Source organism: Arthrobacter sp. YAF34 (assembly GCF_052113245.1).
GTDB lineage: Bacteria > Actinomycetota > Actinomycetes > Actinomycetales > Micrococcaceae > Arthrobacter.
Genome location: NZ_JBFRCV010000013.1, coordinates 87,287 through 99,429 on the forward strand (window position 1 = coordinate 87,287; position 12,143 = coordinate 99,429).

General features: G+C 60.9%; 9 protein-coding genes and 1 pseudogene. 9 read left to right on the forward strand and 1 reads right to left on the reverse strand.

Features of this window, described 5'->3' with window-relative positions; all coding sequences use genetic code 11:
- Positions 1-196 precede the first annotated feature (196 nt).
- From AB4Y72_RS16045 to AB4Y72_RS16085, 9 genes are all read left to right on the forward strand, one after another.
- Positions 197-562 carry a hypothetical protein gene (locus AB4Y72_RS16045; RefSeq protein WP_441427140.1) on the forward strand — a complete coding sequence of 122 codons (366 nt, stop codon included), beginning with the start codon at positions 197-199 and terminating at the stop codon, positions 560-562.
- 5 nt (positions 563-567) lie between these two features.
- Positions 568-1,824, forward strand: coding sequence for a glycosyltransferase family 4 protein (locus AB4Y72_RS16050; protein ID WP_441427141.1), 1,257 nt, complete (start codon positions 568-570; stop codon positions 1,822-1,824).
- Entirely contained in the window at positions 1,825-3,573 is a 1,749-nt protein-coding gene (locus AB4Y72_RS16055) for a glycosyltransferase (RefSeq protein ID WP_441427142.1), read from the forward strand.
- A 59-nt stretch (positions 3,574-3,632) separates the two neighbouring features.
- Positions 3,633-4,460, forward strand: a complete 828-nt coding sequence (locus AB4Y72_RS16060; protein ID WP_441427214.1) for an ABC transporter permease — start codon at positions 3,633-3,635, stop codon at positions 4,458-4,460.
- Positions 4,447-5,334: an ABC transporter ATP-binding protein gene (locus AB4Y72_RS16065; RefSeq protein WP_441427143.1), complete on the forward strand. Its 888-nt coding sequence runs from the start codon at positions 4,447-4,449 to the stop codon at positions 5,332-5,334. The genes AB4Y72_RS16060 and AB4Y72_RS16065 overlap by 14 nt, the downstream gene beginning before the upstream one ends.
- Positions 5,335-5,558: 224 nt before the next feature.
- Positions 5,559-7,241, forward strand: a complete 1,683-nt coding sequence (locus tag AB4Y72_RS16070) for a glycosyltransferase family protein (RefSeq protein ID WP_441427144.1) — start codon at positions 5,559-5,561, stop codon at positions 7,239-7,241.
- A 14-nt stretch (positions 7,242-7,255) separates the two neighbouring features.
- Positions 7,256-8,509, forward strand: a complete 1,254-nt coding sequence (gene wecC, locus AB4Y72_RS16075; protein ID WP_441427145.1) for a UDP-N-acetyl-D-mannosamine dehydrogenase — start codon at positions 7,256-7,258, stop codon at positions 8,507-8,509.
- A gap of 56 nt (positions 8,510-8,565) precedes the next feature.
- Positions 8,566-9,312 (forward strand): hypothetical protein, encoded by a 747-nt coding sequence (locus AB4Y72_RS16080; RefSeq protein ID WP_441427146.1) that lies wholly within the window; start codon positions 8,566-8,568, stop codon positions 9,310-9,312.
- Positions 9,309-11,609 carry a glycosyltransferase gene (locus AB4Y72_RS16085; RefSeq protein ID WP_441427147.1) on the forward strand — a complete coding sequence of 767 codons (2,301 nt, stop codon included), beginning with the start codon at positions 9,309-9,311 and terminating at the stop codon, positions 11,607-11,609. The genes AB4Y72_RS16080 and AB4Y72_RS16085 overlap by 4 nt, the downstream gene beginning before the upstream one ends.
- 192 nt (positions 11,610-11,801) lie before the next feature.
- Here AB4Y72_RS16085 and AB4Y72_RS16090 read toward each other — a convergent pair.
- A pseudogene (locus tag AB4Y72_RS16090) lies at positions 11,802-12,094 on the reverse strand (IS481 family transposase); the annotation flags it as partial.
- Positions 12,095-12,143 lie beyond the last annotated feature (49 nt).

The following is a 12,143-nucleotide window of genomic DNA, read 5'->3' on the forward strand; positions in this document are numbered from 1 at the left end:
GGCAGATCCACCAACCCCCGTCCCGCCGCCCGCCACCGCCCCGGCGCCCGCTAACCCGGTACCCGTGCCCCCCGCTAACCCCGCGCCCGCGCCACCTGCGGACCCGGCGCCCCCTGCCGCGAACCGGCCCGCCCCGCCGCCAGCTGTGGTGGCGCCCCCAGCTAACCCCGGCATGCCGGGTCGCGTCACAGACCCGATGGCCCCGCCCGTCGCGACCGGTGCTGCGGCTGCGCCCGCGCCGCCGAACATTCCGGCGGCACAGGTCCTGGCCCCGCCGCTGGCCAGCGCGGCACCTTCCGAGCCCGCTCCGGCCCAGACCAGCGCACCGGCCACGCCGTCTGCCGCGGCTCTGGCTCCCGCCTCGGAGTCGCCGAGCCCTGAGCCGACCCTCCAGGCGGCCCCCGTTGTGGTCGCCGCGGGTGCCCTTTCGGCAGCAACCACCGCGGCAGGCAGCCCACTGGGCGTTCAAGCACTGACCGTGTTCTTCCTGCTGGCGGCCGGCTTTGTTTACTTCCGGTTCCTGGGTGGAAAAACCGGCACCCTCAGCAAGACCGGGAAGTAAGCACAATGCGAGTTCGTCCTGGTGCTGACAGCGCCTCCAACGGTTCTCCCGTGTCCGGGGTCCGCGTTACCCTCCTGACTCACTCCTATTGGCCCGAGTCCAGCCCGCCGCAACGCCGCTGGAGTGCCATGATCAAGGAGTTTTCCAGATCGGACTGGAACGTTGACGTCGTGGCGCCGGTGGCCCACTACCCGTTTGGCCGGCGGGGCCTGCCGCGCGCGGCCGCTGGCCGGCCCTTCCGGAAGCAGGCGGGGCAGTTCACCGAAATTATCCGGCGCGTGCCGTACCTGCGGCACGGCGACTCCCGGGTGGCTCGTTTGCTTGACCAGTGTTATTCCGCTGCGCTCTCGGTTCCGGCGGGACTTCTTACCCGCCGGCCGGACGTCGTGATTGTCACTGCTCCGGGCCTTCCGTCGTTGGCGGCCGGTTATCTCCTGGCACGGCTGCGGGGGGTTCCGCTGATCGTTGAGATGCGCGATGCGTGGCCGGATCTTGCCCGCGACGCGCGAATCATTCAGGGCAGCGTCAAGAGTCTCGTGGAACGGGTTGTGGAATTCGTCCAGCACCGGGCAGATCTGGTGGTTACCGTAACTGAAGGTTTCGCGGCCACCTTGCGGGCCCGGGGTGTGGCAAATGTTGCCACCATCAGCAACGGAGTCCACTTGGATGCCATCCCCGTCATGGATGCTCCGGATTTGGACAAACCCGGATTCGAGGCCCTCTACCTGGGGAACCATGGTGAAAGCCAGAGGCTGGAAGTGGCCGTGCGGGCCAGCGCCCTCGTCGGAGAATCCATGCACCTTCACATGGTGGGCCACGGCACCCAGAGGCGGCAGCTTGAGCGCCTGGCCCGGGAACTGGGGGCGCCGGTCACGTTTCACCCGCCGCTGCACGGCCAGGCAATGATTGACCGCTACGCGTCTGCAGATACCTGCATCGTTTCTCTGCGGGACGACTGGAAGTCGTTCGAGACCACTGTTCCGTCCAAGACCTATGAGGTGCTGGCCATGGGCCGGCACGTTACGGCCATTGTCAAGGGAGAGGCGGCCCGCATCATCGCCGACGCCGACGCCGGAGACATTGTTGCCAGCGATCCGGAGGCGGTGGCGGCGCTGTGGCGCGAACTTGCCGCCGACCGTGGGCGCCTTGTCCGAAACGGTGACAGCCGGCAGTGGGTCAAGGCGAACGCCGAATACGATCACCTGGCCGGCCGCTACATGGAGCTCATTTCCGAGCTTCTTGCCGAAGGCTCTTCCTCATAGATGGTCCAGCTACTTAAGAATCTGAGCCTCGCAGCGGGCGTCGCCAGCCAGCACCTCGCTGATGACCCGGTCCTCCTGTACCTCCAGGCCGCACGGCGCCTTCCCGCCGTCGTCCGTCCGCTTGGACGCCTTGCCTGCGCAGTTTTCCCGAAGAATTTCGTGGCGGTTCCGGTGTTCCTCGCGGCACTCAGCAACGGGGACGACGCCGATGTGCAGCGCCGGCTCCAGCTCGCTCTCCGCCGTGGCGTGAAGGGAAAGCAGGCCCGGCGTCTGGCTGACATCGCCCTGTCCGCCGGCCTGCCTGAGATCACCGATACCTTGCTGGCCGCGGCAGGGAATGCTCCCGGCCTCAAGTCCGCACAGGCCCGCCGGCTGTGGCATGACGGGAACCTCACCGGAGCCGTCGCCGCCCTCGCCGGCTCCGGTCCGGCCGGGCAGCGGCAGCAGGCACGACTTGCGGGAGAAGCGGCGGTCTACGCCGGCTTTGCACCCTCGCTGGAGCCCCAGGAGTTCGCGCCGGTTCCCGGCCGGGTTCTCCATGTGCTGACCAATTCGCTTCCCCACACCGCCAGCGGCTACGCCCAGCGTTCGCACTCCATCATGGTGGCGCAGCAGGAAGCCGGCTGGGACGTCCTGGCCGTCACGAGGCTGGGGTATCCGGTGCAGGTGGGCAAGCTGCTGGCCCGCGCCAGCGACGTCGTGGACGGCGTCCGGTACCGCAGGCTGCTCCCGGCGCGGCTGGCCCCGACGATGGACGCGCGGCTGCAGCAACAGGCCGAGGAACTGCTCAAAGTGGCGCTGGAGTTCAAGCCAAGCGTGCTCCACACCACCACGCACTTCGTCAACGGCGTGGTGGTCCGGGCCGTGGCTGAGGCCCTGGGGATCCCGTGGGTGTACGAAGTCCGCGGCCAGCTGGCCGACACCTGGGCCGCGACGCGGGGGCCCCAGGCCCGGGACAGCGAGAAGTACAAGCTCTTCCAGGACAGGGAATCTGACGTCATGCGGGACGCGGACCTGGTGGTGACGCTGGGACAGGCCATGAAGGCAAACATCGTCGCGGCGGGCGTCGCGCCGGAGAAAGTCATCATTGCCCCCAACGCCGTGGGCGGGGCCTTCCTTGAAGAGCCTATGGACGCGGTTACCGCGCGCCGGGAGCTCGGGTTGCCGGAGGACGGCCAGTACATCGGGACCGTCAGCAGCCTTGTAGCGTATGAAGGTCTCGATGACCTGGTGAGGGCCTTCGAGCTTCTGGCACCGAAATTCCCACAGCTGCGCTTGCTGATCGTAGGCGACGGAGTGTCCGGCCCCGCCTTGCGGGAGCAGGTCCGGAGTTTGGGTCTCGCAGACAGGACCATATTTACCGGGCGTGTTCCGCGGGAGCAGACCGCTCTTTATCACCAGTCCCTGGATGTCTTTGTGGTCCCGCGCAAGGACCTTGACGTTACCCGTGCGGTGACTCCACTTAAACCGGTTGAGGCACTGGCCTCCGCGCGGCCGGTGGTTGGAAGTGACCTGCCCGCACTTGGGGAGATCATCCACGACGGCGTCAACGGGCTTCTGGCCCGGGCGGAAGATCCGCGTGCGCTTGCCCGTGCGATTTCCACGCTGCTCTCGGATGGGAGTCGACGGGAATCGATGGGGCAAACGGGCCGTACCGAAGTTCTGGCCGAGAGGACTTGGGCTGCCAACGCCAAGGCCTTATCCGCACGTTACGCGGGGCTGCACCATGACCATGAGGAGATCGAGTAGTGTCCGTACATAGTGCAATAGACCAGGAGACGGTGGCTCTGCAGCCCCTCTCCGTGGACATGCGCCGGCTGACCAGGGTCGGATCGCGGCCCGCGTTCCTGGATTATCTTGTCCAGCTTTGGGACTTCCGTCAGTTTATTTTTTACGATTCCCGGGCCCGCGTTCAGAGCGGCACGCGGCGCGACCGTCTCGGCAGCGCATGGCTGCTCTTGAACCCCATCTTCAACGGGCTGACCTACTTCCTGATCTTCGGGCTGTTGCTGAAAACCAGCAAGGGTATCGAGAACTTCGTGGGATACCTTGTGGTGGGAATCTTTGTGTTCCAGTTCAGCGCCGGTGCCATCACCTCCGGCGCGCGCTCTATCCGGAGCAACAAGTCCATTGTTGAGGCGTTTAATTTCCCGCGCGCCGCACTCCCCATCGGAGCCAACGTGCGCGAGTTGTTGTCTGCGGTGCCCCTCATCCTGGCGATGCTCCTCATCGTAGTGGTGCTGCCTCCTGCTGAGAAAATCACATGGCTCTGGATCCTGGTTGTACCGGCCATCCTTCTGCAGTCACTGTTCAACCTTGGCGTGGGCCTCATCCTGGCCCGGATCATCTCGCGTGTTCACGACGTCACGCATCTGCTTCCGTTCGTGATCCGGGCCTGGATGTACGTCTCGGCCGTCTTCTACACCTATGACCGCTTCGTCACGCAACCCCAGGTGCTGGCCGTCATCAAGCTTAATCCCCTGTTCAACGTAATTGACATTGTCCGTGACTGCGTGCTCTACGCTAAGGCTCCGGAGTGGCAGTCGTGGGCCATACTCGCTGCGTGGGCACTAGGAGCCCTGGCGGTTGGCATGGTGTATTTCTGGAAAGGCGAGGAATCCTATGGACGAGGGTGAGAACGAGATCTTCATCGCGGGACATCCCTGTGTGGTGGTGGACGGCGTGCGCATGCGCTACCGCGTTGCCTCAAGCGCGGCATCAGGAGTTGGCGCCGAAGAGTCCAGGTCACGCTTCTTGCGCCGTGCACTCAACAAGCCGCACATGGTGACCGTTAACGCGCTGAACGAGCTCTCCCTGGTGGTCGAACGCGGCGAGTCTGTGGGGATCATCGGAAGAAACGGCTCGGGAAAGAGCACGCTGATGAAGATCATCAGCGGCCAATCGAAGCCGACGTCGGGGGCGGTGTATGCCTCCAGCACACCGATCATGCTCGGCGTCAACGCCGCCCTGGTGCCGGACCTGTCCGGGGACCAGAACGTGATTCTTGGGTGCCTTGCTATGGGCATGAGCCGGGCCGAAGTGGACGAAAAGTTCAGCAGCATTGTTGAATTGTCCGGTCTCGAGAAGTCCATCCACTTGCCGATGAAGTCCTACTCTTCGGGCATGGCGTCACGCCTCCGGTTTGCTATCGCGGCGAGCGTCAATCCGGAGATTCTCTTGGTGGATGAGGCGCTCAATACCGGCGATGCCCAGTTTGGAGACCGCAGCAAGTTGCGCATGGACGAGCTGCGCCAGCAGGCAGGCTGTGTGTTCGTGGTCAGCCACAGCCTGGAAACGATCAATGCGATGTGCACGCGCGTGATCTGGCTGGACAAAGGGGACCTCATTATGGACGGACAACCGGACTTGGCCATTAAGGCCTATCAGGAATTTACGCGGCAACTCTCGAAAGGCAACAGCATCTCGGCGGCGACGATTCTCGAAAACGCTAAGGCCAGTTTGATGCCCACGGAGATCCGTGAACGATCCTCGCGAAGGGTTCGGATTTGATGGGTCGGCTGGGAAACATACGGAAAGCGCTGTGGCATTTGAGATCAGGTGGGCCAGCCCAGCTCCAACAATGGCGGCTGCGCCGAAAAGCGGAACAGGGCATCTTTGTTCCGCAAAACATTAAGGGGGCAGAGGGTGGCTGGACGGGCCGCGGCCGAAACCGACAACTGAAATTTACACCGTACGAATTTTCGGCGCTAGGACCCCGGCGCAATGATCTAAACGTGGGGGTTATTCTAGATGATTTCTCGCGTGATGCCTTTTCGTATGAATGGAATTTACTAGCGCTGCGCAAAGATAAGTGGCGTGAACAGCTTAGTCAGGCCCGGATTGATTTCCTGTTCGTAGAATCTGCGTGGAACGGAAATTCCGGTTCCTGGCAGTATCAACTAACGGGCACTTCTGGTCCCGGCAAAGAGTTTGTTGAAGTCTTGGAGTGGTGCCGTCTCCACGGAGTTCCAACAGTCTTCTGGAACAAAGAAGACCCGCCACACTACAACGATTTTCTTGCCGCTGCGAAATTGTTCGACTACGTCTTCACTAGCGATTCAGAGCGCATCCCACACTACGTGAGGGATTTGAGCCACGATAGGGTTGCGGTTCTCCCATTTGCAGCGCAGCCGGCTATTCACAATCCGATCCGCCCGGGTCACGGCTGGCACTCCCGCGGCGTGGCCTTCGCGGGCATGTATTTTGCCCACAAATACCCTGAACGACGGGCCCAGATGGACATGCTTCTTGGAGCGGCCATGATGGGGGCAGCGAAGAGTGGTGCCGAATTAGAGATCTTCTCCCGGCAACTGGGGGGCGACAGGAATTATCAGTTTCCCGAACCCTTTAACAAGCATGTGGTGGGCTCTTTAACTTACGCCCAAATGCTGACTGCGTATAGGTCGTACAAGGTTTTCCTGAACGTCAATTCCGTAACCGAATCTCCCAGTATGTGTGCCCGCCGGATTTTCGAAATTAGCGCCTCAGGCACTCCTGTGGTTTCAACGCCAAGCGCCGCCATTGGCGGGTTTTTCGATGACGATGAGGTCCTTGTTACCTCTACGAAAGGTGAGGCCGAGAACATACTGCGGCTGCTAACGTCTAGTACTGAATACAACGAACGGGTTGCTCATAAAGCACAGCGCCGTATCTGGGGCGAGCATACCTACGCGCATCGCGCAGAATTGATCGTTCAGGCCGTCGCCCCAATGCGCCGTAGGGCCGTCGATGTTCCTTCCGTAAGTGCTTTGGTAAGCACCATTCGTCCTCACCAACTGGAACATGTATTTCAGACAGTAGGAAGCCAGCGCGGGGTAGACCTTGAGCTTATTCTGCTAACTCACGGCTTTGAGACTGAATCGAGCCAGATAGCTGATCTGGCCGAGGCCTACGGTGTGGGCAAGTACAAGGTTCTCGTGGCCAGTGAAACCCTCACTCTCGGCGAGTGCCTCAATCTCTGCGTTGAGGCGTCGACAGGGGCCGTGCTCACCAAGATGGACGACGACGACTATTACGCGCCAAATTACCTGATCGATCTGCTGCACGCACTCATGTACTCCGGTGCTGACGTGGTCGGTAAGCAGTCCCACTACATGCACTTCCTTGCCAGCCGAGCGACGGTGCTCCGCGCCGCACACAAGGAGCATAGGTTTTCGAGGCTCGTCATGGGCCCGACCATCACGGCCAGGCGGGAGGTATTCGAGGCTCATCCCTTTGAAGCCCGTAACCGCGGCGAAGACACAGCTTTTCTGACTGCAGTCACAACATCGAATTGCTCTATCTACTCTGCCGACAGGTTCAACTACTGTCAGATGCGATCTGGGACAGGACATACGTGGGTTGCATCGGATGATGAGCTGGCAGCGAGCGGCAAGATTCAAATCTTCGGAAATCCACGTGAACACATCACTCTTTGATAGGGGTCAATAGGTTGACAAACATTCAGACCGTGGCAGTAATTGGACTCGGTTACATCGGGCTGCCGACAGCCGCGATCTTGGCGACTAACGGGTTCGACGTCATTGGCGTAGACGTAAATCAAAAGACCGTGGACGCTGTGAATGAAGGGCGCTTGCCCTTCGTCGAGCCAGATCTTGGAATCCACCTGGCGGGCGCCGTCAGTCAGGGCCTCCTAAAGGCCACGACTGAGACCCCTTCAGCGGACGCCTACATCGTTGCAGTGCCGACGCCATTGAAAGCGGATAAGAGTGCCGACTTGAGCTACATTGAGGCGGCCGCTCGCAGCATCGCTCCGAAGCTGCGGGGTGGCGAGCTGGTAATACTGGAATCTACATCACCACCCCGTGCCACTCGGCAGATGGCCCAATTCGTCCTTGACCTGCGACCTGATCTTTCACTGGACGGTGCCGCCGCAAAGCCTGCCGTCCTCTTCGCCCACTGCCCCGAGCGGGTCCTACCGGGCCGCGTCATGATAGAGCTTGTCACTAACGACAGGATCGTCGGCGGCATGACGCCTGAAGCAGGAGCGAAAGCCAAGGCGCTTTATTCCACATTCTGCCAGGGCGAAATCTTTCTCACCGATGACGTCACAGCAGAGATGGCGAAGTTGGTTGAAAATGCGTACCGGGATGTAAACATCGCATTCGCCAATGAGCTCTCGTTGATAAGTGACAGGGTCGGAATCGATGTTTGGGAATTGATCAGGCTCGCCAATCGCCATCCGCGCGTCAATATCTTGCAGCCGGGGCCCGGCGTCGGAGGCCACTGCATTGCCGTTGATCCGTGGTTCATTGTCGCTGAGGCGCCGCAGGACGCCAAACTGATTCGACAAGCCCGTGAAGTCAACGACGCCAAGCCTCTTTGGGTTGTAGACAAGGTCATTGATGCGCTGTCGGCAGTTGCCCTCGATTCGGAGGTGGCTGTCCTTGGTTTGGCATTCAAAGCCAACATTGATGATCTCCGCGAATCGCCAGCCGTGGAGATCGCATCGCACCTGGCGCAAGCGCTCGAAACGCGCCGGGTCAACATTGTTGAGCCTTACATCGATGAACTGCCAAAGTCACTTGCCGGACACAGCAATGTGGAGCTGGTGGATGTCGAGTTGGCCGTCAAGCGCTCCGCTGTTGTTGTGGTTCTGGTCAACCACGATTCCTTCAGAGGCCTCGACCGTGACCTTTTTCTCGGCAAAGCCATTGTCGACACAAGAGGGGTTCTGTTCTTATGAGGAGTTTGGTTGGCTCTGTCCAAGCACCGGTGGGCATTAGCCGCACATCTAGGATTGTGGACCTCTCTGAGATCGTCGAGACGGTGGCTATAGTTTGCGGTCCCTCGTCCGCCACGATTGACCTGCAGCTGATCCCCGCCGATGTCGTCCTTGTCCGGACTGCCGAGGACCTAGCCGCTAAGGCAGTGGCAGAGTCGGACGCATACCTTGTTGTTCCGGGTGGCCTTGACCTGATGAGCTCGCTCCTTCGAAAAGGCCGGATCAGCAATAGCGCTCAAATTCTATGGTCATTCGGCCTACCTGTGAGGGACTCGCTCACTTTCCTAGGGACGTTGGAACTTCCTGTCGGAATGGTGGTCACTGGCTTCGGCGGCAGCGCGAACCAATCCATACTTCGGACCGCCGTGCAGGGGGACGACGTCAATTATGACGTCGACAGCTTTCGGATGGGGTTGGAGGCCGCCCGGCTTGATGAGATCCGAGCCGAAGCACAGCTCGCCGCAGAAGAGCAAGCCGCTGAACGGCGCCTCCTGCACGACCTCACCGCCAGACACCTCAACCTCCTGGCGGCCTTGGGGACGACAGGGCAGTTTCCCCCGGATAGCGGGCCTGCCGGTGGTACTCATTCCGATGTCGCTGAACTTCAGGACCAATTGGCCCGCCTGAAGCGCAATTACGCAGTCCTCGAGCGCAAATACAGTGCCCTGGCCCAGTCCAAGCTCGGACGAATTACCCTCAAAATCTGGGATCGGAAGCGTCTCACCGCTCCCGCCGCACGGAACCCAACTAGGTCGAAATCATGAAACTAGAGAACAATCCGCCTCTTGCTGAATTGGCCGCGGATCTGGCGTACGGCCTGCGAATGCTGACCGATGTCGATGCCCGCGCGACAGAAATCGCGGCGCTGAGCGCCGAAGCGGCCCAAATCTCCCGTCACACTAGCGAACCCGGCTCGCCGTCGAAAGCTTACGGCGTCACGGTAGTCATACCCACTTTCCACGGCGCAGACCGGATAGGTCGGTGCCTGCACTCACTTGCCGCTCAAACCCTCGATTCTAAACTCTTCGAAGTCGTCATTGTCATCAATGGCAGAGATGACGGCACCAGGGACATTGCGCGTTCGTTCCGAAAAGATCATCCGCGGCACAGGCTTCGAATCCTGTCTCAGTCGGATGCCAGCGCCGGCGCCGCGCGGAACCTCGGCATCGCTGTGGCCCAGTTCAGCTACTTGACCATGGTCGACGATGATGATTATGTCGGCCCCGAGTTTCTTGCAGCCATGCTGGCGGCGGCGTCGCCACAGCGCGTTTCGATTGCACCGATCATAAACGTGGCCGCTGACGGACGGGAGGATCCGGGCAACTCGCTGAATGCCCAGATCCGAGCTTGGGCGGGGACCGACTTTAAGCTCGCCTCGGCTCCCGGAATCGTTGGATTCAATGCCTGCAAGTTGTTCCCCACTGATGTGCTGCAGGCGACCCCCTATGACGAGGATATGGCCAGTGGTGAGGACATCTGCTTCATGGCGGCGGCGGCCCTTGCTCGGGATTTCGACGCCCGCGTGGGCACACTTGAAAGGGAAGGCGCCTACTTCAGAGTGCTCCGTGACGATTCTATTTCTCGGCGATCTCCGGACTTCGATTTCGCCGTCGACCAGCGTTTAGGAGTCATTCAACGCCTTGAGTCGCAGCGGCGCTGGGACGGTTCGGCCGGGGACGCCTTGTTAGTTTCACTCGGGAAGTCGCAGGCGGGGTTCATCAAAAGATACCTAACCGAGCATGCTGGGCAGCGCGACCGGGTTATCGAGGCCGTCCAGGCAGCCGGCCTCAATGACTTCCCATGGTCAGTCATCAACGAAGGCACGGCACGGGACCTCGCTGTGAGTTATTGCTTCGCCCCGTATGCTGACACTAGTGCAGTCGTGGCGGCAAAGGTAATAGTTGATCGTGGCAACATGGTCGATGTCATTCACAACGACATGGGTAAAGTCCGCAAGATGGATTCCAATCTCACGACGATCGCGGCGCGTTTCATCGACCGGGCGATTGAAATCGACTCGCCTCCTTCCTTCGCCAGCTGGAAGGAGATTGCTGATTTCGTCGCAAAAGGCATCGCCGTCGCAGATCGGCTCGACGCCCGTAAGGGGGGATACCGCACTCTATATAGCCGCGTGCAGTGGCCGGGCTCCCACTTCCTGGCTGCGCTGTTCAAGCTGAGGCATCCCGCCGTAGTTTGGAGTGCTGAGTTTTCGGACCCGATCAGTCGGGATGCTGCTGGACGTCTGCGTTCGGGAGATATCATCCGTGGTCAGATGTTCGACGTTTTTCGACGAGGCGTTGCCGGGAGGGGTTATGCGCTGCCCAAGAAAGGCAATGTCTTTGTGTGGTGCGAATTCCTCGCCTATGTCCTGGCTGATGAGCTAATCTTCACCAACGAGCATCAGTTGGAGTACATGCTGGAGCAGATACCGGACGCCAAGCTCCGCAGGGAGGTTGTCCGGAAGGGCGTGGTGCGCGCGCACCCCACATCGCCAGCGCACAGCTATTCAGTGATCAGGTCAGACTATGTACTCTCACCATCGGTGCTGAATATCGGCTATTTCGGAAACTTCTACGAAAACCGGAGCCTGCACGAGGTCTTGACGGCACTTATCAATTCACCCGCCGATGTCCGGCGGCAAACTCGCCTACACGTCTTCACCACCGATCCCGACAGCCTCCAAAAGACTGTTCTGAACCTTGGTCTGGCTGGAACTGTCATTGCCCAGGAATACCGCCCCTACCTTGAGTTCCTGAATTTGACGACGCAATTTGATGTGTTGCTCGTCAATGATGTAGAACGGACCGGCGACCTCGCCATCAACCCCTTCTTACCGTCGAAGTATTCGGACTATCTTGGTTCAGGACGTCCGATCTGGGGGTTGCTTGACGAAGGGAGCGCGCTCAGCGGCAAGACGCTGGCGTATCGTTCGACGGCAGGTGACGCGGTTTCGGCATTGGCTGCCCTGCGGCAGATCCACGGGGACTGGCTTGAGGTAGGTCGCATGGCCGGGAAGGGGGTCCCGGTCCCGCTACCAACCGCAGTGCCGCAGCGAGCCTAAAGCACGAAAGGCCCGGGTGTGTGGCTCGATCCTGACCATGTTGACGGCGCGCGGACCCTGGGCTAGATGTCCTGCGCCATGAGGCTCGTGACACTCGGGTATTCGGTGTGGTTCCGATGCCGGTGCGGACTCGCTCAATGTGGTGGAGCCAGGGGTGCACTTGCGGCTTTGCGTTGGCTGCTGCTGGTGAGACCCGCCGGTATGCCCATACTCCGTGCAGGGACCGGTTGAAGCCTTCGGCATGGCCGTTGGGCCAGGGGCAGTGGGGCTGGATGATGCGCTGAACTGCTGCGAGATCTGCAACGGCCTGGCGGAACATTGTGGAATTGCGGTAGGCGAGGGCCGTGCAGGTGATGAGTCGTTCGATCCTGTGGATGCCGTGCTCGGCGAAGTAGCTCGCGGCGCGGGTGAGGAGCCTGGCGGCGGTGGCCCCTTTCTTCAGGAAGGACTTCGGCATACCTGACGCGGGGGTGGTCATTGAAGGCGAACGTGGATGTAGCAGGCCGGTGAGCGCCGCTATCCGCGGCGGATCGA

What these genes read in the sequence shown, in the direction of transcription:
- AB4Y72_RS16045 (WP_441427140.1), top strand. Translation starts at nt 197, where the DNA reads ATGGCCCCGCCCGTCGCGACCGGTGCTGCGGCTGCGCCCGCGCCGCCG.
- AB4Y72_RS16050 (WP_441427141.1), top strand. Translation starts at nt 568, where the DNA reads ATGCGAGTTCGTCCTGGTGCTGACAGCGCCTCCAACGGTTCTCCCGTG.
- AB4Y72_RS16055 (WP_441427142.1), top strand. Translation starts at nt 1,825, where the DNA reads ATGGTCCAGCTACTTAAGAATCTGAGCCTCGCAGCGGGCGTCGCCAGC.
- AB4Y72_RS16060 (WP_441427214.1), top strand. Translation starts at nt 3,633, where the DNA reads ATGCGCCGGCTGACCAGGGTCGGATCGCGGCCCGCGTTCCTGGATTAT.
- AB4Y72_RS16065 (WP_441427143.1), top strand. Translation starts at nt 4,447, where the DNA reads ATGGACGAGGGTGAGAACGAGATCTTCATCGCGGGACATCCCTGTGTG.
- AB4Y72_RS16085 (WP_441427147.1), top strand. Translation starts at nt 9,309, where the DNA reads ATGAAACTAGAGAACAATCCGCCTCTTGCTGAATTGGCCGCGGATCTG.